This window comes from Thalassococcus arenae, assembly GCF_019104745.1.
GTDB lineage: Bacteria > Pseudomonadota > Alphaproteobacteria > Rhodobacterales > Rhodobacteraceae > Thalassococcus_B > Thalassococcus_B arenae.
This window is the reverse complement of the sequence record NZ_JAHRWL010000001.1, coordinates 700952-725185: the sequence shown is the minus strand read 5'-3', so window position 1 is coordinate 725185 and position 24234 is coordinate 700952. Positions and strand designations below refer to the sequence as shown.

The 24234-nt window shown below is 67.0% G+C and carries 26 protein-coding genes; 20 read left to right on the top strand and 6 right to left on the bottom strand.

Annotated elements, in window-relative coordinates:
- The first annotated feature begins 73 nt into the window (after positions 1-73).
- The 5 genes from dgcN (at position 74) to KUH32_RS03535 (ending at position 5774) form a co-directional block, all read left to right on the top strand.
- The gene (gene dgcN / locus KUH32_RS03555; protein WP_217776687.1) at positions 74-1075 is read left to right on the top strand and encodes an N-acetyltransferase DgcN; all 1002 of its coding nucleotides are present in this window, start codon (positions 74-76) and stop codon (positions 1073-1075) included.
- Between the two features lie 71 nt (positions 1076-1146).
- Entirely contained in the window at positions 1147-2112 is a 966-nt protein-coding gene (gene dgcA / locus KUH32_RS03550; RefSeq protein ID WP_217776686.1) for an N-acetyl-D-Glu racemase DgcA, read from the top strand.
- The gene (locus KUH32_RS03545) at positions 2112-2753 is read left to right on the top strand and encodes a 3'-5' exonuclease family protein (RefSeq protein ID WP_217776685.1); all 642 of its coding nucleotides are present in this window, start codon (positions 2112-2114) and stop codon (positions 2751-2753) included. The genes dgcA and KUH32_RS03545 overlap by 1 nt, the downstream gene beginning before the upstream one ends.
- Before the next feature lie 54 nt (positions 2754-2807).
- Positions 2808-3668 (top strand): D-amino-acid transaminase, encoded by an 861-nt coding sequence (locus KUH32_RS03540; protein WP_217776684.1) that lies wholly within the window; start codon positions 2808-2810, stop codon positions 3666-3668.
- 24 nt (positions 3669-3692) lie between these two features.
- Complete coding sequence (locus tag KUH32_RS03535; RefSeq protein ID WP_217776683.1) at positions 3693-5774, top strand: OmpA family protein; 2082 nt, start codon at positions 3693-3695, stop codon at positions 5772-5774.
- Here KUH32_RS03535 and KUH32_RS03530 read toward each other — a convergent pair.
- Both KUH32_RS03530 and KUH32_RS03525 read right to left on the bottom strand, forming a co-directional pair.
- Positions 5735-6937, bottom strand: a complete 1203-nt coding sequence (locus tag KUH32_RS03530; RefSeq protein WP_217776682.1) for a TIGR03862 family flavoprotein — start codon at positions 6935-6937, stop codon at positions 5735-5737. The genes KUH32_RS03535 and KUH32_RS03530 overlap by 40 nt on opposite strands.
- Entirely contained in the window at positions 6934-8259 is a 1326-nt protein-coding gene (locus KUH32_RS03525; RefSeq protein ID WP_217776681.1) for a mechanosensitive ion channel family protein, read from the bottom strand. Before KUH32_RS03525 ends, KUH32_RS03530 begins: the two co-directional genes overlap by 4 nt.
- Before the next feature lie 52 nt (positions 8260-8311).
- Between KUH32_RS03525 and KUH32_RS03520 the strand changes: the two genes are divergently transcribed.
- From KUH32_RS03520 to folD, 14 genes are all read left to right on the top strand, one after another.
- Positions 8312-8641 (top strand): HNH endonuclease family protein, encoded by a 330-nt coding sequence (locus KUH32_RS03520; protein ID WP_217776680.1) that lies wholly within the window; start codon positions 8312-8314, stop codon positions 8639-8641.
- Between the two features lie 69 nt (positions 8642-8710).
- A complete protein-coding gene (ybgC, locus tag KUH32_RS03515; protein WP_217776679.1) occupies positions 8711-9100 on the top strand; it encodes a tol-pal system-associated acyl-CoA thioesterase in 390 nt (129 codons plus the stop codon).
- A gap of 152 nt (positions 9101-9252) precedes the next feature.
- Entirely contained in the window at positions 9253-9948 is a 696-nt protein-coding gene (tolQ, locus tag KUH32_RS03510; protein WP_217776678.1) for a protein TolQ, read from the top strand.
- Positions 9949-9951: 3 nt separating this feature from the next.
- The gene (tolR, locus tag KUH32_RS03505; protein WP_217776677.1) at positions 9952-10428 is read left to right on the top strand and encodes a protein TolR; all 477 of its coding nucleotides are present in this window, start codon (positions 9952-9954) and stop codon (positions 10426-10428) included.
- 20 nt (positions 10429-10448) lie between these two features.
- The gene (locus KUH32_RS03500; RefSeq protein ID WP_254898975.1) at positions 10449-11573 is read left to right on the top strand and encodes a cell envelope biogenesis protein TolA; all 1125 of its coding nucleotides are present in this window, start codon (positions 10449-10451) and stop codon (positions 11571-11573) included.
- A 130-nt stretch (positions 11574-11703) separates the two neighbouring features.
- Complete coding sequence (tolB, locus tag KUH32_RS03495; RefSeq protein WP_217776675.1) at positions 11704-13035, top strand: Tol-Pal system beta propeller repeat protein TolB; 1332 nt, start codon at positions 11704-11706, stop codon at positions 13033-13035.
- Between the two features lie 62 nt (positions 13036-13097).
- On the top strand, positions 13098-13628 hold the full coding sequence (pal, locus tag KUH32_RS03490) for a peptidoglycan-associated lipoprotein Pal (protein ID WP_217776674.1): 531 nt from the start codon (positions 13098-13100) through the stop codon (positions 13626-13628).
- Between the two features lies 1 nt (position 13629).
- Positions 13630-14487: a tetratricopeptide repeat protein gene (locus tag KUH32_RS03485; RefSeq protein ID WP_217776673.1), complete on the top strand. Its 858-nt coding sequence runs from the start codon at positions 13630-13632 to the stop codon at positions 14485-14487.
- Positions 14484-15809, top strand: coding sequence for a tRNA lysidine(34) synthetase TilS (gene tilS, locus KUH32_RS03480; protein WP_348541079.1), 1326 nt, complete (start codon positions 14484-14486; stop codon positions 15807-15809). Before KUH32_RS03485 ends, tilS begins: the two co-directional genes overlap by 4 nt.
- Positions 15810-15904: 95 nt before the next feature.
- Positions 15905-17818, top strand: a complete 1914-nt coding sequence (gene ftsH, locus KUH32_RS03475) for an ATP-dependent zinc metalloprotease FtsH (RefSeq protein WP_217776672.1) — start codon at positions 15905-15907, stop codon at positions 17816-17818.
- A 292-nt stretch (positions 17819-18110) separates the two neighbouring features.
- A complete protein-coding gene (locus tag KUH32_RS03470) occupies positions 18111-18701 on the top strand; it encodes an MOSC domain-containing protein (RefSeq protein WP_217776671.1) in 591 nt (196 codons plus the stop codon).
- A 167-nt stretch (positions 18702-18868) separates the two neighbouring features.
- Positions 18869-20545 carry a formate--tetrahydrofolate ligase gene (locus KUH32_RS03465; RefSeq protein ID WP_217776670.1) on the top strand — a complete coding sequence of 559 codons (1677 nt, stop codon included), beginning with the start codon at positions 18869-18871 and terminating at the stop codon, positions 20543-20545.
- A gap of 93 nt (positions 20546-20638) precedes the next feature.
- Positions 20639-20953, top strand: a complete 315-nt coding sequence (locus tag KUH32_RS03460; RefSeq protein ID WP_254898974.1) for a chorismate mutase — start codon at positions 20639-20641, stop codon at positions 20951-20953.
- 39 nt (positions 20954-20992) lie between these two features.
- Positions 20993-21886: a bifunctional methylenetetrahydrofolate dehydrogenase/methenyltetrahydrofolate cyclohydrolase FolD gene (gene folD, locus KUH32_RS03455; RefSeq protein WP_217776669.1), complete on the top strand. Its 894-nt coding sequence runs from the start codon at positions 20993-20995 to the stop codon at positions 21884-21886.
- Here the strand turns inward: folD and KUH32_RS03450 are convergent.
- Genes KUH32_RS03450 through KUH32_RS03440 form a run of 3 tightly spaced genes read right to left on the bottom strand, consistent with a single transcriptional unit; the run spans position 21883 to position 23119 of the window.
- Entirely contained in the window at positions 21883-22356 is a 474-nt protein-coding gene (locus tag KUH32_RS03450; RefSeq protein WP_217776668.1) for an SRPBCC domain-containing protein, read from the bottom strand. The two genes, folD and KUH32_RS03450, sit on opposite strands and share 4 nt — an antisense overlap.
- Positions 22353-22670 carry an ArsR/SmtB family transcription factor gene (locus KUH32_RS03445; RefSeq protein ID WP_217776667.1) on the bottom strand — a complete coding sequence of 106 codons (318 nt, stop codon included), beginning with the start codon at positions 22668-22670 and terminating at the stop codon, positions 22353-22355. The genes KUH32_RS03450 and KUH32_RS03445 overlap by 4 nt, the downstream gene beginning before the upstream one ends.
- A gap of 47 nt (positions 22671-22717) precedes the next feature.
- Positions 22718-23119, bottom strand: a complete 402-nt coding sequence (locus tag KUH32_RS03440; protein ID WP_217776666.1) for a PaaI family thioesterase — start codon at positions 23117-23119, stop codon at positions 22718-22720.
- Between the two features lie 150 nt (positions 23120-23269).
- Between KUH32_RS03440 and KUH32_RS03435 the strand changes: the two genes are divergently transcribed.
- Positions 23270-23539 (top strand): hypothetical protein, encoded by a 270-nt coding sequence (locus KUH32_RS03435; RefSeq protein WP_217776665.1) that lies wholly within the window; start codon positions 23270-23272, stop codon positions 23537-23539.
- Here KUH32_RS03435 and pdeM read toward each other — a convergent pair.
- Complete coding sequence (pdeM, locus tag KUH32_RS03430) at positions 23536-24210, bottom strand: ligase-associated DNA damage response endonuclease PdeM (protein ID WP_217776664.1); 675 nt, start codon at positions 24208-24210, stop codon at positions 23536-23538. The genes KUH32_RS03435 and pdeM overlap by 4 nt on opposite strands.
- Between the last annotated feature and the right edge of the window lie 24 nt (positions 24211-24234).

Sequence of the window (24234 nt, the reverse complement as noted above, 5' to 3'; positions counted from 1 at the left end):
GGCCGACGAAAAGCAATGTACTTGCGGGAAAAGGCGGGAAAAGTAGGGTGACATGCCGATGACGGAGACCACGATGATCCAGACCCCTTACCTTTTGTTTCTCGGCGACGCGCCCGATCCGCTGGCCGCGAAGGTCGCGCAAGGCATCCGCGACTGGCGACCCGAGAATTGCGTCGGCCAGTTCCGCATGGAGGGTTGCAAGGCCGATCTGGGACTGCCCGACATGACGCTCGCCGAAGGCATCGCCGCGGGCGCCAAGACGCTGGTCATCGGCGTCGCCAACCGCGGCGGAAAGATCGGCCAGACGTGGAAAAAGGTGTTGGTGGCGGCGCTGGAGGAAGGGCTGGACCTGGCTTCGGGCCTGCACAACCTGCTGCGCGACGAACCCGATCTGGCCGCCGTGGCCCAAGCGACGGGCCGCGCGCTGCACGACGTCCGCGTGCCCGAGGTCGAATACCCGATCGCCAACGGTGTGAAGCGCCGCGGCAAGCGGGTTCTGGCGGTCGGCACGGATTGTTCGGTCGGCAAGATGTACACCACGCTGGCGCTGGATGCGGCAATGCGCGAACGCGGCATGAAAAGCACGTTTCGCGCCACCGGGCAGACCGGCATCCTGATCACCGGCGACGGCATTCCGCTGGACGCGGTGGTGGCCGATTTCATGGCCGGAGCGGTGGAATGGCTGACCCCCGACAACGATCCCGACCACTGGGACGTGATCGAGGGGCAGGGCAGCCTGCACCACGTGTCCTTCTCCGGCGTGTCGCTGGCGTTGATCCACGGCGGCCAGCCCGATGCGCTGATCCTCTGCCATGAACCAACGCGGGCCCACATGCGCGGCCTGCCCGACTATACACTGCCGACGCTTGAACAGGTGCGCGACATGGCGCTGCCGCTGGCGCAGGTGGCCAACCCCGCCTGCCGCGTCGTCGGCGTATCGATCAACACCCAGCACATGGGCGCGACCGAGGCCGCACGCTGTTGCGCCGAGATCGAGGACCGCATGGGCCTGCCGACGGTCGACCCATTCCGCCACGGCGCCGGACGTCTGGCCGAGGCGCTCGCGGCGCTCTGACCCGGCGGCCGTTTGCTTGGCGCAGGCCGGTGAATGCGTATTTTTGAAAGAGAAGAAGCAGGGGAGCGGAGATGAGCCTGACCGTTACGCGCGATACTTTCAGGCTGGCGCAGGCCTTCACCATTTCGCGCGGCAGCCGGACCGAGGCACGGGTGCTGACGGTGACGGTCGCACGTGCCGGGGTCACGGGGCGCGGCGAATGCGTGCCCTATGCCCGCTATGGCGAGAGCCTGGACAGCGTCGCGGCGCAGGTCGAAGCGCTTCCCGCCGGCATCCTCCGCGCGGAACTGCAAGCCGCCTTGCCGCCGGGCGCAGCGCGAAACGCGGTGGATTGCGCGTTGTGGGACTGGGAAGCGAAGCGGGTCGGGAAGCCCGTTTGGCAGCTTGCCGGACTGGCGGCGCCGGGGCCCGAGATCACGGCCTACACCCTGTCGCTGGACGCGCCCGACCGGATGGAACAGGCGGCCCGCGACAACGCGCATCGCCCGCTGCTGAAGATCAAGCTGGGCACGCCCGACGACATGCCGCGTCTGGAGGCGGTGCGGCGGGGCGCCCCCGACGCCCGGATCATCATCGATGCCAACGAGGGCTGGGATGCGGCGGTCTATACCGATCTGGCCCCGCACCTGCGGCGCCTGGGCGTGGCGCTGGTGGAACAACCCCTGCCGGCGGGCGCGGATGACGCGCTGACCGGGCTGGCCCGCCCCGTGCCGCTTTGCGCCGACGAGAGCTGCCATGACCGCGCTTCGCTTCCGGCGCTGCGGGGCAAGTACGACATGGTCAACATCAAGCTCGACAAGGCCGGCGGGCTGACCGAGGCACTGGCCCTGCGCGACGCCGCCCGGGCCGAGGGGTTCGGCGTCATGGTCGGTTGCATGGTCGGATCCAGCCTGGCGATGGCACCGGCGGTTCTGGTCGCCCAGGGCGCGGCGATCGTCGATCTCGATGGTCCGCTGTTATTGGCCGAGGATCGCGATCCGCCCCTGCGCTATGACACCATGGGCGTGCACCCTCCGGCGCCGGAGTTGTGGGGCTGATGACCGACACGGCGATCGTCTACGACTGCGAATTCCTGACAGCCACCGGCGCCCCCCGGCGGTTCTGGTGCGGGCCGCTCGACCCCGATCCGGTGGTATTCCAGATCGGTGCGGTGCGGATCGGCCTGTCGGCGCCGTTCCCGGAACTAGAGCGTTTTTCGGTCGTGATCGCGCCGCGTGACCGTTTCGGTGCGCCGGTAACGCTCGACCCGCTGGCTGAACGACTGACCGGCGTGACCAATGCGCGGGTCGCCGCCGAAGGCCTGCCGCTTGACCGGGCACTCGGGTCGTTCTCGGTCTTTGCGGGCGACGATGCGCTGTGGTCCTGGGGCAAGGACGAATTCAACATGATCGCCATCAGTTGCTACGTTGCCGGCATCGCGCCGCCATTGCCCGCCGCGCGCTTCGGCAATGCCGCGGCGCTGCTGCATGCGGCGGGTGTCGCGCTGGATGACATCCACCGCCTGCGCAGCAACACCTTGCCGGATCATTTCGGACTGACCGTGCCGGATGCGCGCGGCCACGACGCCCTGGGCGATGCGCGCATGGTGGCGGTGGTGTTGCGGCACCTGATGGACAGGGGGCGTCTGCACCCGGACAGGATGACGCGACTGGGCGCATCGCCCGCGCCTGCGCCTTGACGCCGCCGCCGCGACGCCACAAGACAGGAACCGACAGTCCAAGGAGCCGCGCCCATGACCCGCACCGTGTACGTGAACGGAGAGTACCTGCCCGAGACCGAGGCCAAGGTGTCGATCTTCGACCGCGCCTTCCTGATGGCCGACGGGGTCTACGAGGTGACCAGCGTTCTGGACGGCAAGCTGATCGATTTCGCCGGCCATGCCAAGCGGCTGGAGCGATCGCTGAACGAACTGGACATGCGCAAGCCCGATTGCTTTGACGATCTGCTCGAGATCCACCGCGAACTGGTGCGCCTGAACGACATCGACGAGGGGCTGGTCTATCTGCAGATCACCCGCGGCGCGCCGGGTGACCGCGATTTCGCCTTTCCGCCCGAAGACACCGCGCCGACCGTGGTGCTGTTCACCCAGAACAAGCCGGGCCTGGCCGACAGCCCGGCGGCGAAAACGGGGATGAAGATCATCTCGGTCGACGATCTGCGGTGGGGCCGTCGCGACATCAAGACGGTGCAGCTGCTGTATCCGTCGCTGGGCAAGATGATGGCCAAGAAAGCCGGTGCCGACGATGCCTGGATGGTACAGGACGGGTTTGTGACCGAAGGCACCAGCAACAACGCCTATTTCATCAAGGGCAACAAGATCGTCACCCGCGCGCTGTCGAACGACATCCTGCACGGCATCACCCGCGCCGCCGTCCTGCGGTTCGCGCGCGAGGCGCAGATGGAAGTCGAGGAACGCAACTTCACCATCGCCGAGGCGCAGGCTGCGGACGAGGCCTTTATCACCTCGGCCAGCGCCTTTGTCATGCCGGTGGTCGAGATCGACGGCGTCGCCCTGGGCGATGGCACACCGGGCAAGCGCGTGGCGCGGCTGCGCGAGATCTATCTGGACGAAAGCCGCAAGGCCGCGGTCTGACGGCGCGCGGCCGGAGGACGGACGATGCGGGATTTCCTTGCCATCCTGGTCATCGTGGCCGCGGTGGTGGGGTTTGGCGTGTTCACCGTTCCCAGCGACGAGCCGTTGATCAATGCCGGCATCAGGGCCGAGGCCGCGCGCATCGCGGCGGCATCCGAACATCCGCTCTCGGTCGCGGTGGCCGACCGGATCGTCACCGTCGAAGGCAGCGTCGAGAGCGCCGACGACATGGCGCGCCTGGTTCAGGCGCTGTCCGGCATCGACGGCGTTGCACAGGTCGAAAACCGTCTTGCCCTTCTGGACGCCGTGCGCCCCTTCGTGGTCGAGGCGATCAAGGACGGGTCCGCGGTCGCGGTCACCGGCTTTGCAAGCGGTGTTGACCTGGCCGAAGAGTTGGGCCGCGCGTTGCGGGCCGACGTGTCGCTGCCGGTGGCCTCCGGTGCACCCGACGCCGCCTGGGGTAGCGTCGCGCTGCGCGGCGCGCAGGCATTGGCGCAGATGATAGACGGGCGGATGCGTTTGCGGGACCGGGTGCTCGAGATCGAAGGCAGGGTGCTGTTGCCGGGCACCGCAGCAGCGCTTCGGGCGGGGTTCGAATTGCTGCCCGAACACTATTTCGTGCGGCTTTCCATTCAGGCCGTGGATGACGGCCGCCCCTACAGCCTGCTCATCTCTCGCGACCGGCGCATGGGACAGCGGGTGACCGGCAAGGTGCCGCCGGATTTCGATCTGGCGGTCCTGGCGCCGCTGGGCCCGCTGCACGGTGTCGCGATCGACCATGCGCCGCTGCCGTTGATACAGCCGGGCTTCGAAGACGCGCTGGCCTTGTCTCTGCCGGTTTTCGCGCACCTCACCGAAGGTCAGCTGGCTTTGGGCCCGGGAACCGTTTCCCTGGTCGGCGGGCTGGCCGATCCGGCCATCGCCGCGCAGGCCGAGGCTTTGCATGGCACCTTGCCCCCGGGCTTTTCATTGAACCTTTCGCTGGTGCCACCCGATCCGGGGCCGGACCTGGCCTTGCGCCTTGACCGCGTTGCGGACGGTGTCGTCGCAACCGGACACGTGCCGTCCGATTTCGATCTGGCGGCCCTGGCGGCGGCGATCGGACTGCCGGTGGACGCCGCCGGTGTGACCCGGGGACCGTATCCGGATCTGGACGGTTGGAGCACGACCCTTCTGGACCGCGCCCCGGCGCTCGGGCCCCTGTCCGAAGGCGTCTTGATCCTTGACGCGGCCGGCGCGCGGCTGGACGGAGTGGCACCCAACCCCGACGCGGCGGCGCGCGTCGAGGCGGCGATGCAGGGGGCGGACGTGGTGCTGGCGGTGGCCGATGACGGCGCACCGCCGGATTTCACGGTGTCCTACGACGCGGCGACCGGCGCGCAGGTCGAGGGCAAGCTGATGCGCGGTCTGTCCGTCGCGGCACTGGCCGAAGCGCTCGGGGTGGAGCCGATGCGCGGTGCACCGCGCCTGGCGCCGGGCGGCGACGGCGATACCGCACTGGCCGCGCTTGCCGCGATGCGCCCGTACCTGGCCGAGGTCGAAACGCTTCGGCTGCATGCCACCACCTCCGCGACCGTGATCGCGGTGACGTTGACGCCCAGGGCGCCGATCGACCGGCTGGAACCGATGATGCGCCGCGCCTTGCCTCTCGGTGTCGCGCTGGACGCGGCCACCGCGCCGCCGCCGCCCTCGGGCACGCGGCGACAGCATGCTCACCTGAACGTGCCGCAGATCTTCTCCGACGGCTATTGGCTGCCAGATCTCGGCGCCGTGCCCGAGGTCGAGGGCTGTACGGCTGCGCTGGCCACCCTGCCGGCGATCCGGTTCGACACGGGCAGTTTCGTCTTGGAACCCGGCACGATGTGGCCGCTGGCTTCGCTGGCCGGCCTGGTCCGCGCCTGCACTGCGTTCCGCGGTCTGGTGCTGGAAATCGAGGGGCAGGCGGCGTCATCGTCGCTGCCCGCGCTGAACAGGCAGCTCAGCCGCCGCCGGGCCGAGGCGGTGGCCGATGCGCTGGTCGCGCGCGGTGTCGATCCGGCGATGATCGAAACGACGGGCGCAGGCGATCAGGGTTCCGGCGACCGGCTGGTCTTCCGATGGAAATGATCGGCGGCGTGCCGCCCGGCCCATGATCCCGTGGCCATGCAGGCCGTCAGCAGATAGCCGCCCGTCGGGGCCTCCCAATCCAGCATCTCGCCGCCGCAGAACACGCCCGGTTTCCGCCGCAGCATCAGGCCCGCATCAAGTTCGGCAAATGGCACGCCACCCGCGGTCGAAATCGCCTCGTCCATCGGGCGCGGTCCTTCATGCGGCACGGCAAGGGCCTTGATCACGCCGGCCAACGCGGCCGGGTCGCGGGGCAGGGGGCGGGCGCATTCCTGCAACAACGCCAGCGCCGGCGGCGTCAGTTTCAGCGTCTTGCGCAGATGCGCCGTCAGGCTTTGCTTGCCTTGCGGCCTCGACAGGCGGCGGGCGACTTCGTCGAGGCTCAGATCGGGAAGCAGGTCGATTTCCAGCGCTGCGCCATCGCGCAACGCAGGAGTGAGGGGATAGAGCCCGCCGCCTTCCAGCCCGCGCGCCGACAGCATCGCCTCGCCACGGCTGGCAAGCGGTCCGGCGCGCAGTGCGATGGCCTTGAGCGGGGTGCCGAAATGCGGATGCATATGCCCCGACCACGACACGCGCAGACCGGCATTGGATGGCTGGAACGGTGCCAGACCGACGCCCGAGCCAGACAGGATGCCGGCCCACAGACCGTCCGAGCCAAGCCGCGCCCAGCTGGCCCCGCCAAGTGCCAGAACGGTGACCGCAGGGGTCAGCGACATGGCGCCGTCGGCGGTGTCGAAGGTCGTGGCGTCGCCGTCCCAGCCGGTCCAGCGCCAGCGCGTCCTGCGATCCAGCCCGGCGGCGTCCAACCGCGCCAGCCACGCCCGCAGCAGCGGCGACGCCTTCATCGCGGTCGGGAACAGCCGCCCGGTCGAGCCGGCAAAGGTCTTCTGGCCCAACGCCTCGGTCCAGGCCTTGACCTGTTCCGGGCCGAACGCGTCCAGCATCGGACGCAACGCTTCGGCGGAGGAGCCATAGGCGGCGTGAAACCGCTCGGCCGGTTCGATCTTGGTCAGGTTCAGCCCCGATTTGCCCGCCATCAGGAACTTGCGGCCGACCGACGGTTTGGCCTCGGCCAGCACCACCGGCACTCCGCGCGTCAACAACGCTTCGGCCGCCATCAGCCCGGCGGGGCCGCCGCCCACGACCAGCGCGAAACTCATGTCGTGCCGGGCTCGTGCATTTCGATGATGCGGCGCGGATAGGGAATCTCGATGCCGTTGTCGCGCAGGGCGTTCCAGATCAGGAACCGCACTTCGGAGGTGTACTTGTTCTTGCCGTCATCCAGGCCGTTCACCCAGAACTCGACCCCGAAGTCGATCCCGCTGTCGCCGAATCCGCGCAATTCCACGTCGGGTGGTTCGGGTTTGTCCAGCACCGCCGGGTGCTTGCGCACCGCTGCCGCGACGATGTCGGGTATCGTGTTGATGTCGGTGGTGTAGCTGACCGAGAACTCGACCTCGAAGCGGTTGGACGAGCCCTGGTCGGAATAGTTGATGACCCGGGTGGTGATGAAATCCTCGTTCGGCACCACGATCCAGCGCCCGTCGAAGGTTTCCAGGATCATCGCCCGCGCGGTCGTCTTGACGATGGTGCCCGCCATGCCGTTGTCCAACTCGACGAAATCGCCCACCGTCGCCTGCCCCTCCAGCAGCAGGATGACGCCCGAGATGTAGTTCGACGCGATCTTCTGCAAGCCGAAGCCCAGGCCCACGCCGATGGCACCCGACAGCACCGCCAGCGTGCTGAGCGGGATGCCCGCGATGTTCATCAGCAGCAGGAAGCAGACGCCGAAGATCGCCAGTTCCGCCGCCTTGACCGCCAGTTGCCGCGTGGCAGGGCGGATTTCCTCCTGCTTCTCGATGTAGTTGCCGGTCTGGTCGTTCGACCAGCGCCCCAGCCAGAACAGGATCGACCCGGCGATCACGAACCGCACCAGCGACATGACCGAGAACGAGATGTTGCCGAGATTGATGAAGGTCTTGTTCAGCGTGTCGATCGTGGTGTCGAGAAAACCCAGCACATACAGCGCCATGACCGGCAACAGGATGAACCGGCCCAGCACCTTGAGCAGCGGGTCCTCGATGATCTCGCGCACGAGGCTGCGGGCGGCAACGAACAGGATCACCCGTTTCCCGAAGGCGATCACCGCCCCCGAGCCGAAGATCGACCGCGTCACCTGTTCGCCGACGGCGGTCAGCGCGAAGGCGATCAGCGGCAGCAGCAGGGGCAGGAAGATCAGGGCGAACCGGCGCAGCATCGGCATGAAGCCACGCGCATCCGGCGCAGGGGTCAGCACGCGGGTCAGGTAGGGCCGAAGGCGGCGGGTTATCAGCCAGGCCAGCAGAAAGGCCAGTACCAGCAGACCGAACTGCGACCAGGCAGCGGGCGACAGCACCCACGTCTTGGCCACGTCCCAGCCCTGGGTCGCATAGCCCGCGAGGCGCTGGACGATTTCCGGCTGGGCCGACAGATCCCAGTTCATGCCGAAGCCCTTGATCCCGTGAACGTTCGGGTCACACTCTTGCCCCGTCGCCATGGTCAGCACAAGGGCCGAACCCCTGAGTGATTTCGATGAAATACCGCTCTGTCCGCTTTGCCGCCGCCCGATCCCGGCCCATGCCCGGCAAAGCCTGCATCACCTGATCCCGCGGTTGAAGGGCGGCAAGGGCGGACCCGTCGTGCTGATGCACCAGATCTGCCACAACGAGATCCATGCGACCTTCACCGAGGCCGAGCTTGCGCGTGAGTATCACACGGTCGAGGCCCTGCGCGCCCATCCCCGCATGGCCGCCTTCATCCGCTGGGTCGCCCGCCGACCACCGGATTTCCACAGCCGCAGCGCCGGAGGGCGGCGCAAGCGGTGACCCGGCGCTGGTCGCTTGCGCCTGCCGAGACGGCCTCATACGGTGCGGCGCAACCTGAGGGGCCCGGACATGACCCATATTTTTCCGATCCGCGTCTACTACGAAGACACCGACATGGCGGGCATCGTCTACCACGCCAACTATCTGAAATATATCGAACGCGCGCGGTCGGACTGGGTCCGCGAAATGGGCCTGGACCAGAACGCCATGCGCGAACGCGACGGCATCGTCTTTGTCGTGCGCCGGATCGAGGCCGACTATCTGGCCCCCGCGAAATACGACGACCACCTTGAGGTGCGCACCGTGACCACCGCCGTGACGGGGGTCCGGCTGGTCATGGGGCAGGAAGTCTGGCGCGGTGGCACGCTGCTGTTCCGGGCCGAGGTCACGGCTGTTTGCGTCACCATCGATGGCCATCCCGCACGCCTGCCGGCGGTGATCCGCAAGCCGGTTCACTGACCTTGCGCACCCGCTGGTGCATGTAACAGAACCAGCGAATTCCCGCCCGCATCACGGGGCCGTGACGCGTTATTCCATTGGCCTTTCCCCGTCAAATCGGGTAAACCCCCGCCAAGGCCCTGGGACAGGGGTCACGGAGAAAGAGCAGGTTCATGGAAGCAGAAACGCTGGCACTGGCGCGCGAGGTCGATTTTTCGATGTGGGGCCTGTTCGCGCGCGCGACCCTGACGGTCAAGATCGTGATGCTGATGCTGATCGTGGCGTCGATCTGGGCCTGGGGCATCATCTTCGAAAAGTTCTACTCCTACCGCACCGCGCGGCGCGAAGCCGACCGGTTCGACCGGGCCTTCTGGTCGGGCGAGCCGCTTGATGAATTGTTCGACCAGATAGGCCCCGAGCCGGCCGGACGCTCGGAACGCATCTTTGCCGCCGGCATGGTGGAATGGCAGCGCAGCCATCGCGACGACGGCGGCCTGATCGCCGGCGCCCATGCCCGGATCGACCGGTCGATGGATGTCGCCATCCAGAAAGAGGCCGAAGCCCTGCAGAAAGGCTTGCCGGTTCTGGCCACCGTCGGGTCCACCGCCCCTTTCGTGGGCCTGTTCGGCACCGTCTTCGGGATCATGAATTCCTTCATCGAGATCGCCGAGCAGCAGAACACCTCGCTGGTCGTTGTGGCGCCGGGCATCGCCGAGGCCTTGCTGGCGACCGGGCTGGGCCTGCTGGCCGCCATTCCCGCAGTCGTCTTCTACAACAAGTTCTCGGCCGACAGCGACCGGATCGTCGCGGGCTACGAAAGCTTTGCCGACGAGTTCTCGACCATCCTCAGCCGCCAGTTGGACAGCTGAGCGATGGGGGCCGGGGTGATGAAATCCGGCGGGGGCGGCAGCCGCAGGCGCCGCGGCCGCCGCGGCCGTTCCGCACCGATGTCGGAAATCAACGTCACGCCCTTCGTCGACGTGATGCTGGTGCTGCTGATCATCTTCATGGTCGCCGCGCCGCTGTTGACCGTGGGTGTACCCGTCGAATTGCCCAAGACCGCTGCGAGCGCCTTGCCTTCGGAAACCGAAGAGCCGCTGACGGTGACCGTTGCCATCGACGGCACGGTGTTGATCCAGACAACCGAGGTCGCGCGCGAGGAATTGGTGTCCCGATTGCGTGCCATTGCGGCCGAACGATCGGATGACCGGGTGTTCCTGCGGGCGGATGGGTCGGTTCCCTATGCCAGCGTCGCCGAGGTCATGGGGGCACTGAACGCGGGCGGTTTTTCGTCGATCGGGCTGGTCACCGATATCGGCGGCCCGACCCTTGACGGCTCGGGCGGCTGACGACGGCCATGACACGGGGAATGCAGATATCGGCCGGGCTGCATGGCCTTCTGATCCTGTGGGTGCTGTTCGGGGGTGTATTCCGTTCGGCCCCGCCGCCGATGTCTGTTGCCGACGTGTCGATCATCTCCGAAGCCGAGTTCGCGGCGCTGACCCAGCCCGCCGTGCCGGACGCCCCGGCGCCCGAGGCGGTGACCGAGCCCGATCCACAGCCCGTGGCGCCCGAACCTGAACCCGCGCCGCAACCGCCGGCTCCCGAACCCGCGCCCGAACCGCCGGCACCCGCGCCGCAGCCGCCCGCGCCCGAGCCGCCCGCGCCGGAACCGCAGCCTACGCCAGATCCGACGCCGCCCGCGCCGCCACAGGCGGAGGTGCAGGAAACACCGCCCGAACTGGTGACGCCGGCGCCGCCGGCGCCGCAGATCTTCGCGCCGCAGACGGCGGTCCGCCCCAAACCGCGCCCGGCGCCGCGGGTCGCCCCCGAAGCGGTGGCGCCGCCGCCCGAGGATGTCGCCGTTGCGCCGGAGGTGCAGGAGGCCGCGCAGCCCGACACCGAAAGCGACCGCACGGCCGAGGCCGAACAGGAAGCCACCGCGCCGGAGGAAGCCGCAACCGAAATCGTCACCGAAGCGGAACAGCCCGCGGCGGCGCCCGTCAGCTCGGTCCGTCCGCGCACGCGGCCGGCAACCGCGACCGCGGCCGCGCCGCCGGCCGAGACACCCGCGCCGCAACCACCGGCGGACCAGACCGGCGGCGTCAATGCCGCGCTGGCCGAAGCGTTGGGCGGCGCGGCCGACCCGTCGCCCGACGTGCCCGCGGGCCCGCCGCTGACCCGTGGCGAACGCGAAGGCTTGCGCGTCGCGGTGCAGGAATGCTGGGTCGTCGATGTCGGCAGCCAGGCCGCCAATGTGACCGTGACCGTGGCGATGGACATGGAGCGGTCGGGCAAGGTCGTGACATCCAGCTTGCGGATGATCGCCTCGTCCGGCGGATCGGGCGCGGCGGTCGAAGCCGCCTATCAATCCGCCCGCCGCGCGATCCTGCGCTGCCAGGGGCCGGATGGGTACAAACTGCCGGAAGACAAATACGACCAATGGCGGCAGATCGAGATCACGTTCAACCCCGCGGAAATGCGTCTGAGATGATCGGAATGGCGAATCCTTGCCGCGATAGGCCGTTCGGGGTGTTCTCGGGCGCGGAAAACCTTTGTATATTGAGCAAAACCGCTGGCGGGGCTTCGCGCATGGCCGGTGCCCGACCGAGGGAGTTCGAGGAATGAGGCAGTTTTTCACGAGTCTGGCGGCTGGATTTGCCGTCGCGACGCTGTTTGCCGCGGCGGGGATGGCGCAAAACGGTCCGCTTCGGCTGGAAATCACCGAAGGCGTGGTCGAGCCGCTGCCTTTCGCGGTGCCGGTCTTTGTCGCCGAAAACCCCGAGGCGCAGCAATTCGCCGATCAGATCACCCGCGTCGTCGCCGAGGACCTGACCGGCACCGGTCTGTTTCGCGAGATCCCGGCCGAGGCGCATATCTCGCGCATCACCAGTTTTCAAAGCCCGGTACAGTTCGCGGACTGGAAGGCGATAAACGCCCAGGCATTGGTGACGGGCGCCGTTGCCACCGACAGCAGCGGGCGCGTGACCGTCAAGTTTCGGGTCTGGGACGTGTTCTCGGACGCGCAGCTGGGCGAGGGGATGCAGTTCGCCGCCGGCAGCGACGGCTGGCGTCGGTTGGCCCACAAGGTGGCCGACCAGGTCTATGCCCGCATCACCGGCGAAGCGGCCTATTTCGACAGCCGTGTCGTCTTCGTGTCGGAAACCGGACCCAAGAACCAGCGAGCCAAACGCCTGGCGATCATGGACTACGACGGCGCCAACGTGCAGTTCCTGACCGACAGCTCGGCCATCGTGCTGGCCCCGCGCTTTTCCTTGCAGGGCAACCGTGTGCTGTACACCAGCTATGCCACCGGTTTTCCAAGGGTGCACGTGCTGGACGTGGGCGCGGTGCAAAGCCGTGTCCTGCCGACGAATTCGGATGCGCTGATGAGTTTTGCGCCGCGGTTCTCGCCGGACGGAAACACCGTGATCTACTCGCTGACGCAGGGATCCAACACCGATATCTGGGCGATGGACATCAATGGCGGCGTGCCGCGTCAGCTGACCACCGCGCCTTCTATCGAAACCGCGCCCAGCTATTCGCCGGACGGCCGCCAGATCGTGTTCGAGTCGGACCGGTCGGGCAACCAGCAGCTATACATCATGCCCGCCGGCGGCGGAGAGCCGACCCGCATTAGCTTTGGCGAAGGGCGCTACGGAACCCCGGTCTGGTCGCCGCGCGGCGACCTGATCGCCTTCACCAAGCAGCATGCCGGGCGTTTCCATATCGGTGTCATGCGAACCGACGGGTCCGAGGAACGGTTGCTGACCGCATCCTTCCTGGACGAGGGGCCGACCTGGGCGCCCAACGGTCGCGTCATCATGTTCGCCCGCGAAACCCAGGGCGCACAGGGCGCCTCGGCGCTCTACTCGGTCGATATCTCGGGCCGCAACCTCAAACGGGTACGCACCCCCGAAGGTGCCTCGGACCCCAGTTGGGGACCGCTCCAATAGACGTGATTCCCCCTGCGCGCAGACCGTGTTAGCCTGCGCGCGACAACGAGCAGGACAGAGACATGAAACAACTCAGAACAACGGCCATGCTGATCGCGCTGGTAGCCGCGGCGGCCTGCACCAATCCCAATCGGTTCGGTGCCGGGGGTGCCGACGCGGATGCCAACGCGGGCGGCGGCTTTTCCCAGGCGCCGGCCATTGTGCCGGGCAGCGTCGATGACCCGACTTCGGTCGCGCATTTCCAGCAGGCCATCGGAGACCGCGTGCTGTTCGCCGTCGACCAGTCGACGCTGTCGCCGGAAGCCCGCACCACGCTGGACGCGCAGGCGCGCTGGCTGACCACCAATTCCGATTACCTGGCGGTGATCGAAGGCCATGCCGACGAACAGGGCACGCGGGAATACAACCTTGCCCTGGGCGCCCGCCGCGCCAACGCGGTCATGGAATACCTGATTTCGCAGGGCATCCCGGCAAGCCGGCTGAAGTTCATCAGCTATGGCAAGGAACGCCCCATCGAACTGTGCTCGGAAGAGGCGTGCTATGCCAAGAACCGCCGTGCAGTGACGATCATCTCGGCCGGGGCGCTCAGCTGATATGCGGCAATTCGGTCTGGCCCTGATCCTATGCACCGCAGCAGCGGTCCCGGCGCTGGCACAGCAGGCGCCGGGCACGCTGGCGGATATCCGACAGGACCTGTCGGTGCTCTACGTGGAAATCCAGCGCCTCAAGCAGGAACTGAACACGACCGGGTCGACCGGCGTGCAGGTGGGTGGATCGAGCTACGATCGGCTGGTTGCCATCGAGGCCGAACTGGCACGGATCACATCCAAGACCGAACAGTTGGAATTCCGCATCAACCAGGTCGTGCAGGACGGGACCAACCGCGTCGGAGATCTTGAATTCCGGTTGTGCGAGCTGGAACCGAATTGTGATATCGGCGCCCTGGGCGACACGCCGCAACTGGGTGGCGTCGCACCGCAGACCGCGGCCAACCCGGCGCTCGCACCCGCACCTGCACCCGCGCCTGCGGCGCAAGCCCCGCTGCCGACAGGCGGCGCGCAACTGGCCGTCAGCGAAGAGGCGGATTTCCGGCGGGCGCAGGAGGCGCTCGCCAATGGTGACTTTCGCGGCGCCGTCGACCTCTTTGCGGCCTTCCGCGAGACCTATCCGCTAGGGCCGCTGGAATCCGCCGCCCTGTTGGGCGAAGGCAAGGCGCTGGCCGGTCTGGGCGACACGCGCGAAGCCGCCCGGCGCTACCTGCGCGCCTATGCCGATTTCCCCGACAGTGAACCCGCGCCAGAAGCCCTGTGGCGACTGGGTGATGCGCTGGCCGCACTGGGCAGCACCGCCGAGGCCTGCGTGACCCTGCAGGAGGTCGCCCGCCGGTATCCGCAAGCGACGCAGTTCGTGACGGAATCGCAGGCCAGCCTGGGGCGCCTGACCTGCCCGTGAACGCGTCGCTGGACGATCGCTTTGCCGCGGCGATGGGGCAATTGCTGGGCCCCAACTTTCCCACCGAAATCGCGCTGGCCGTCTCGGGCGGTGGCGACAGCATGGCGATGCTGTATCTCGCGCATAACTGGACCCGCGCCTGGGGCGTGAAACTGTGGGTGGTGACGGTCGATCATGGCTTGCGCCCCGAAAGCGCCACCGAGGCGGCTATGGTCGCCGGGGAATGCGCAACGCTGGGCTGGCCGCACGCCACGCTGCGCTGGCACTGGGACGGCGCCGGCAATGTGATGGACGCCGCCCGCCGTGCCCGGCTGTCACTGATCGATCGCTGGCGCGGCGGCATCGACCACGTGCTGATGGCTCATACGCGCGACGACGTGGCCGAAACCTTCCTGATGCGGTTGGCGCGCGGGTCCGGGCTGGACGGGCTGTCGGCGATGCGGGCCAGCCGCCAGGTGCGTGCGGTGCCCGACGCTTTGCCGCCCGAATGCTCGGGCGCTTGCCCGCCGGGCAGCGCCGGCGAACGGTTCTGGATCAAGCGCCCCTGCCTGGACATGGACCGGGCCGAGTTGCGCCACTACCTGCGCACGCTCAGGGGCCGATGGGTCGAAGATCCGTCCAACGAAGATCCGGCCTATGACCGCGCCCGGATGCGGCGGCTGCTGGCTCTGCTGGGGGCCGAAGGGATCGGCGCCGCCACGCTCGCGGCCACCGCAAAGCGGCTGCGCGAGGACCGGTTCGCGTTGATCGCCCGCGCCGTGGATGTCTGGCGCGCCTATGGCAGCGCGGGGCATGGTACGCTGTCGCTGGACCCCGACTGGCACGGTCCGGTCGAACCTGGCACCCAGCGGCGGTTGCTGGCGGCGATGCTGCGATACGTTTCGGGTGCAGAATACGCCCCCCGCGCCGAAGCTCTGGAAGACCTGCGCCAGCGCGTTGTCAGCGGCGGCGGCGGTACGCTGCACGGCTGCGAGGTGCAGCATGTCGGCGGGCGGCCCACGGTGTTTCGCGAATTCGCCGCCGTGGCGCAGACCCGCGCCGTTGCCGGGCAACACATGCATTGGGACGGGCGTTGGAGGATCACCGACGCCGCGCCTTCGGGTCTGATCGTGCGGGCCTTGGGTGAAGACGGCTGGCAACAGTTGCCCGACCGGCCCGACGACGCACCGCCGCACCGCATCGCCCTGTCGCTACCGTCGCTGTGGGACGGCGCGCGGCTGGTCGCCTGCGACGCCATGGGGCTGGGTCCGGGAAATACCACGGTCCTGCCTTCGGACGCCCCCGAACCGGTCCGGTTCGCGCGGTTTCTTCTGATGCAGTGATCGGGGTTTCGCATTGAACACGCGTCAACCATGGCTATGTTAAGCGGCAACACGAGTGGGGACGCCTCCGCGCCCCCGTGATCGGAGGATTTTCCTTGGGCAACGCACGCAATCTCGCCTTCTGGGTCGTTCTGTTCTTTCTGATCCTGGCGCTGTTCAGCCTGTTCTCGGGCGACGGCACCACGATGCAGAGCCGCGAGGCCAGCTATTCCGAATTCGTCCGCGCGGTCGAGGACAAGTCGGTCAGTTCGGTGGTGATCGACGGAGAACAGGTCCGCTTCCGCACGACGGGTGGCGAAGACTTTGTCGCGGTCAAGCCCGAGGACGCGGCGGTGACCGACCTGTTGATCGAGAACAACGTGCCCGTCAGCGCGAAATCGCAAGAGCAGTCGGGTTTCCAGGCATTCCTGCTCAGCCTGCTGCCCTTCCTGCTGCTGATCGGTGTCTGGATCTACTTCATGAACCGGATGCAGGGCGGCGGCAAAGGCGGGGCGATGGGCTTTGGCAAGTCCAAGGCCAAGCTGCTGACCGAGAAGCATGGCCGCGTGACATTTGATGACGTGGCCGGCATCGACGAGGCCAAGGAAGAGCTGGAAGAGATCGTGGAATTCCTGCGCAACCCGCAGAAGTTCAGCCGCCTTGGCGGCAAGATCCCCAAGGGCGCGCTGCTGGTGGGCCCTCCGGGCACCGGTAAGACGCTGCTGGCGCGCGCCATCGCCGGCGAGGCGGGCGTGCCGTTCTTCACCATCTCGGGCTCAGACTTCGTCGAGATGTTCGTGGGCGTGGGTGCGTCCCGCGTGCGAGACATGTTCGAGCAGGCCAAGAAGAACGCGCCCTGCATCGTCTTCATCGACGAAATCGACGCCGTCGGTCGCGCCCGTGGTCAGGGCTACGGTGGCGGCAACGACGAGCGCGAGCAGACGCTGAACCAGCTGCTGGTGGAAATGGACGGCTTCGAGGCCAACGAAGGCGTCATCATCATCGCCGCGACCAACCGCCGCGACGTGCTCGACCCGGCGCTGCTGCGTCCCGGCCGGTTCGACCGGCAGGTGACGGTGCCGAACCCCGATATCAAGGGCCGCGAAAAGATCCTCGGCGTGCACGCCCGCAAGACCCCGCTGGGCCCGGATGTCGACCTGCGCATCATCGCGCGCGGCACGCCCGGTTTCTCGGGCGCGGATCTGGCGAACCTGGTGAACGAGGCGGCGCTGATGGCCGCGCGCGTCGGCCGGCGTTTCGTCACGATGGAGGATTTCGAGAACGCCAAGGACAAGGTCATGATGGGCGCCGAGCGGCGCAGCATGGTCCTGACCGCCGAGCAGAAAGAAAAGACCGCCTATCACGAGGCCGGGCACGCCGTTGTCGGGCTGGCGCTTCCGCAATGCGACCCGGTCTACAAGGCGACGATCATTCCCCGCGGCGGCGCACTGGGCATGGTGGTCAGCCTGCCCGAGATCGACCGGCTGAACTGGCACAAATCCGAGTGCGAGGAAAAGCTGGCGATGACGATGGCCGGGAAGGCTGCCGAGATCATCAAGTACGGCCCCGAAAACGTCTCGAACGGCCCGGCGGGCGACATCCAGCAGGCCAGCGCGCTGGCGCGGGCGATGGTGCTGCGGTGGGGCATGTCCGACAAGGTCGGCAATATCGACTATGCCGAGGCGCACGAAGGGTACCAGGGCAATACGGCGGGCCTGTCCGTTTCAGCGCACACCAAGGAGCTGATCGAGGACGAAGTCAAACGGTTCATCCAGGACGCTTATGACCGTGCCTTTGAAATCCTGACCGAGCGCAAGGAAGAGTGGGAGCGGTTGGCGCAAGGTCTGCTGGAATACGAAACGTTGACCGGGGACGAGATCAAACGTGTCATGCGAGGTGAACCGCCTCATTCCGACGACGTGGACGGATCGGGCGCGGCCGAGGACGACAAGCCCAGCCTGACCGCCATTCCCAAGACCAAACCCAAGGCCAAACCGGCGGGCGACTTGGAACCCGAACCGTCGGTCTGACGCGCGAAACGGGTTTTTTCAGTTCGGATGCCCCGGAGCCCGTGCAAGGGTCCGGGGCGTTCTTTGACGGATCGGTCGAACATGCCGGGATGCGCACAACGGGTGCCTTGCCGGGGGTCCGCACGCCGAGACCACCACCTTTCACCGCCTGGGGTCGCCCGATGGCTTGATCCAGGGCCCATCCTTCGCCCGGGTAGAACGCGCTTTTCGTGAATGCGAATTCACGATGCACAGGTTGACTTTCGCGGCACTCGCGGCCGTCCTTGATCCACCGCCATTTCAGGACATCGTCATGCCCGCATTGCTACCGACCGACTATTCCGCCCGCATCACCTGGCTGGGTCGCGTGCCGGTCGCGGGTGATGCGATCCGGTCTCAGGCGGTCGACTATCTGACGTTGGGCTGGGAAGGGCCCGAAAACGAGCGCCACGCCGGTCTGACGCGCGCGTCGTGCAGCCGCGTGACCAGTCAACACCCCAAGGGCACGGAAATCCGCAACGTGCGCCAGTTGTCCATCGTTTCGGCCGAGGAACTGGCTCTGATCGCGACCGAGATCGGGCTGACGACGCTGGATCCTGTCTGGCTGGGGGCCAGTGTCGTTGTCGAGGGGCTGCCGGATTTCAGCCATCTGCCACCGTCTTCCCGCCTGCAGGGGGCTGATGGTGTGACCATGGTCGTGGACATGCAGAACCGCCCCTGCGTGCTGCCGGGGCGCGAGATCGAGGCGGATGCCGCCGGTCACGGCAACGCGTTCAAGGCAGCCGCGAAGGGGCGGCGCGGCGTCACGGCCTGGGTCGAACGCCCCGGTGCCCTGGCCCTGGGCGATGTCCTGCGTCTGCACGTTCCCGACCAGCGCCCCTGGGCGCCGTCCCCCATCATCTGAAACCATCCGGGGTTTCTGCGAGCGTGACGAGGTTTCCGATCCGCAACGCATGTTCGTGAACCGCGCCGCAAGACGGGGTGGAAATGTCGGATTCGCAGTGCTGCGTGCATTTCGCCGCGGCTATCCCTGTGTCAACCAGACCACCAAAGCCGACAGGGACGACATCCATGGCCTTCAAGTCCGACATCGAAATTGCCCGCGAGGCGAACAAGAAACCGATCCAGGAGATCGGTGCGAAGCTGGGCATCGGGTCGGAGCACCTGCTGCCCTACGGCCACGACAAGGCCAAGCTGAGCCAGGAATTCATCAACTCGGTCAAGGACCGCCCGAACGGCAAGTTGATCCTTGTCACCGCGATCAACCCGACCCCGGCGGGCGAGGGCAAGACCACCACCACCGTGGGCCTCGGCGACGGGCTGAACGCGATCGGCAAGAAGGCCTGCGTCTGCATCCGCGAAGCCTCGCTGGGTCCGAACTTCGGCATGAAGGGTGGCGCCGCCGGTGGCGGCTATGCCCAGGTCGTGCCGATGGAGGAAATGAACCTGCACTTCACCGGCGATTTCCACGCCATCACCAGCGCGCACAACCTGCTGGCGGCGATGATCGACAATCACATCTACTGGGGCAACGAGCTGGATATCGACACCCGCCGCGTGACCTGGCGCCGGGTTCTGGACATGAACGACCGGGCGCTGCGTGACGTGGTGACGTCGCTGGGCGGCGTGGCCAACGGGTTTCCGCGGCAGGCCGGTTTCGACATCACCGTCGCGTCCGAAGTCATGGCGATCCTCTGCCTCGCTACCGATCTGGCCGACCTGCAAAAGCGCCTGGGCGACATGATCGTCGCCTATCGCCGCGACAAGAGCCCGGTCTATGCCCGCGACATCAAGGCCGACGGCGCGATGACGGTGCTGCTCAAGGACGCGATGCAGCCGAACCTGGTGCAGACGCTGGAAAACAATCCCGCCTTCGTTCATGGCGGCCCGTTCGCCAACATCGCCCATGGCTGCAATTCGGTGATCGCCACGACGACTGCGCTCAAGCTGGCGGATTACGTGGTGACCGAAGCCGGATTCGGCGCCGACCTGGGTGCCGAGAAGTTCATGAACATCAAGTGCCGCAAGGCCGGCCTGGCGCCCGATTGCGTGGTGCTGGTGGCGACGGTGCGGGCGATGAAGATGAACGGCGGCGTCGCCAAGGCCGATCTGGGCGCGGAAAACGTCGAGGCGGTGCAAAAGGGCTGCGCCAACCTGGGCCGTCACATCGAGAACGTGAAATCCTTCGGCGTGCCGGTGGTCGTCGCGATCAACCACTTCGCCGGCGACACCGAGGCCGAGGTCGATGCCGTACGGGAATACGTGGCCAGCCAGGGATCCGAGGCGATCCTGTCCAAACACTGGGCCGACGGCTCGAGGGGCTCGGCCGATCTGGCCCGCCGCGTGGCCGAGATCGCCGAGAAGGGCGAAGCGCAATTCGCGCCGCTCTATCCCGACGAGATGGGCCTGTTCGAAAAGATCGAAACGATTGCCAAGCGGATCTACCGCGCCGACGAAGTATTGGCCGACCAGAAGATCCGCACTCAGTTGAAGGAATGGGAAGCGCAGGGTTATGGCAACCTGCCGGTCTGCATGGCCAAGACGCAGTACAGCTTTTCGACCGACCCGAGCTTGCGCGGTGCGCCCACCGGCCATTCCGTGCCGGTGCGCGAGGTTCGGCTGTCAGCCGGTGCCGGTTTTGTCGTGGCGATCTGCGGCGAGATCATGACCATGCCCGGCCTGCCCCGAGTGCCTTCGGCCGAAGCGATCCGGCTGAACGACGCAGGCCAGATCGAAGGGTTGTTCTGACCGGCAGATCGGCCTGACCTGCGCCAATTCGGCGGGTTGTCCGTCGGGTCGGAATGCCGGATAGGGCAGGGTGCGTTGCGAAAGGACTTCGACATGACACGCCCTGCACCCGACACCATCCGCTCGATGGCTGACCTGCGGGTCTGCATCGACCAGATCGACAGCGAGTTGGTCGCGTTGCTGGCCGAGCGCGAACGCTATACCGACCGCGCTCCCGACCTGAAGGCGCGCGAGGGCATCGCGGCACGGGCTCCCAGCAGGGTCGACGCGGTGCTGGCCAACGTGCGCGACAAGGCCTTGGCCAGCGGACTCGACCCCGAACTGGCCCAGGCGATGTGGCGGATCATGATCGAAACAGTGATCGCCCGCGAAGAGCGGGTGATCGGCAAGGCGGGTGTCGACGGCTGACCAAGCCAGCCCGGCGGATGAAAGCGGAAGGAAGACGCGATGACGGCGACGGTGATTGACGGCAAGGCCTTTGCGGCCAAAGTTCGCGGCAAGGTGGCCGAGCATGTCGCGCGTCTGAAAAGCGAACACGGCATCACGCCCGGCCTTGCGGTGGTGCTGGTCGGCGAAGACCCCGCCAGCCAGGTCTACGTCCGTTCCAAGGGCAAGCAGACCGTCGAGGTGGGCATGAATTCCTACGAGCACAGGTTCGATGCCGATATTTCGGAAACCGAGCTGCTCGAAACGATCCGGCAACTGAACAACGATCCCGACGTGCACGGCATCCTGGTGCAGCTGCCGCTGCCCAAGCACCTGAACGAAGACCTCGTGATCAACTCCATCGATCCGGCCAAGGATGTCGATGGCTTCCACATCTCGAATGTCGGCCTGTTGGGCACCGGGCAGAAGTCGATGGTGCCCTGCACGCCGCTGGGCTGCCTGATGATGCTGCGCGACCATCACGGCAGTCTGTCAGGGATGGACGCGGTGGTGATCGGGCGGTCGAACATCGTCGGCAAGCCCATGGCGCAGCTCTTGCTGGGCGACAGCTGCACGGTGACGATCGCGCATTCCCGGACCAAGGACCTGGCCGGTGTCGTGCGCCGCGCGGACATCGTCGTCGCCGCGGTGGGCCGGCCCGAAATGGTGCCGGGCGACTGGATCAAGCCCGGTGCCACGGTGATCGACGTCGGTATCAACCGCGTCGACAAGCCCGAGGGCGGCACGCGACTGGTGGGCGATTGCCAGTTCGACAGTTGCGCCGCGGTGGCCGGCGCGATCACCCCGGTTCCGGGCGGGGTGGGGCCGATGACCATCGCCTGCCTTCTGGCCAACACGGTCACCGCTTGCTGCCGCGCCAACGGGCTGGCCGAACCGCAGGGGCTGACGGTCTAGACGGTGACCATCCGGTCCAGGTTGTCATAGCTGAAGGCCATGCCTTCCTCCATGCCGCTGGCCACGGCGCCTTCGCGCGCCTCGGCGCTGGCGTAGGAGATCACCATCGTCATCAATGTGCCGTCGCCATCGGCGGCGAATTCGGTGGTGACGCGGCTCATCGGCGGGGTGTCGTCGCCCATCTCCATCGTCTCCTCGTGCACGATCCGGTGCGGCGGGTCGAACGATACGAAGGTGCCGCGAATGGTGAAACGCTCTCCGCCCTGGTTCTCCCAGGTATAGGAAAATGCCCCACCGGGTCGCGCGTCGATCACGCAGTCGGGCATCGACCAGCCTTCGGGGCCCAGCATCCAGCGCTTGATCTTGGCCTCATCGACATGGGCGTCGTAGACGGCCTCGGGCGGGGCGTCGAAACGGCGGATCACGCGCAGGTCGGTTTCGCCGACCTTGGTCATGGTCATCTTGTTCATGGGTTGTCCTTTTCACTGTCCAGTAGCGCATCGAGCCGGGCATAGTTGGCTGCCAAAGCGGCCCGGAGCCGCCCCGTCCAGACCTGCACCTCGTCCAGCCGCGCGGGGTCAAGCCGCACCGGCCGCCGCGTGCCGATCCGTCGGCGCGTTACCCATCCTGCCTGTTCCAGCACCTTGAGGTGTCGCGAGACGGCGGGCGCGCTGATTGCGAACGGCCTTGCCAGGTCGGTTGCATCGATCTCGCCGGTTTCGGCGAGGCGCATCACGATGCCAAGCCGCGTCGGGTCCGCCAGCGCGGCAAAGGTTTGCTCCATATTTGCCATTTTTGTTAATTAACAGATTCGTTAATTAATGGCAAGGATCACGCCGGCACTGGTACCATCGTCCCTGTCAGCAGCGCCACCTGCCGGTCGCCGCAGAACACCTCTGAAAGGACCACGATCAACCGCCGACCCGGCTTGACGACGCGGCCACGGGCCACCAGCCGATCACCCGTTGCCGGAGCCAGCAGGTTGATCTTCATTTCCGACGTCACGACCTCCTGATCGGCAGGCAAAAGCGACAGCGCGGAATAGCCGGCCGCACTGTCACCCAGGGCAAAGGTCAGCCCGGCATGCGCATAGCCCTGCTGCTGCGCGGCGATGGGCAGGATCGGTGCGCTGATCGTCACCGCGCCTTGGGCGATCTCGTCCAAACGTGCCTCGAACGTGGTCATGAATGCCTGGCGGGCAAAGCTCTGGCGGATGCGGTCGGCGTCGAACATCCCGATACGCTAGTGGCCGCGAAATATTCCGTCCAGCCTCTCTTGCACGGGGCCGCCCCGATCCCAATCTCCGCGTGAGGGCCGCGTCCCGGATGGCTTGCCCCGATGGCGGGGCAGGGGGATCGCGAAAGCCCTCCGGAGCTTTCCCAGATGGAGATGCTGATCGGATCCGGCGCACTGCTCGCGTCGGCCATGATTTACGTGTGGGCCAACACCCTGCACCACCGCGACACGGCACCGCTTTGGGCAAGGGGGCAATTCTTCGCTTCCGCCGTCTGCCTGAGCCTCGTCGTGCTGGCGCCTCTGGGTGCAGGCCTGGCGGCCGACGGTCTGGCCGCCGCGTCGGGTGAAGCGCGGTATGCCTCTCTGGGCGCGATGGCGGTGGCTGGTCTGGTGCTCTGGCGCCAACGCCTGATCTAGGCCATCGCGCGGCGTGGCATCGGGATCTCGAAAAGCGTCTTACCCGTCAGGATCGCGCGGGCCTCTGGCGCCATCAGCGCGCACAGGACCGTGCTGTCCGACCACAACCCACCGGTGAAATGACCGTAGGCCGGCAATATCAAACGGGCCTCGTCGATCAGGAAACAAGGACGTGAAATCGCGCGTCCCCGTGCTGTGATGCGCGCCTTGGGGTGGTAATGGCCAGACACTTCGCCGGTGGCCCCGGCCTTTGCGATATGCCGGAAGACCAGCGGACCGACGGACATTTCCGACCGATGCGATCCCGCCAGGCCAAGCGGTGCAGGATCGTGATTGCCGGCGATCCAGGTCCAGCGTCGCCCGGCCATCAAGCGGCTGATCCACAACAAATCGTCCTCGGGCAAGGCGGTCTCGATCCCCGGTGCGTCAAAGCTGTCGCCGAGGCAGATCACCTGCCGCGCCCCGGTTTCGGACAGATCCTTTTCCAGCCGCGTCAGCGTTTCGCGCGTCTCGTAGGGCGGCAGCGCCGACCCGCCCACCGCCGAAAACCGGGCCGCCTTGCCGAAGTGCAGATCCGACACGACCAGCAGGTCTTGCGCGGGCCAGAACAGCCCACCCGAAGCCAGGGCCGACAGTTCAGAACCGGCGAAGGAGAACGTGAATTTGTTCATGCTTGGTTCTTGCCGCACCCGCGT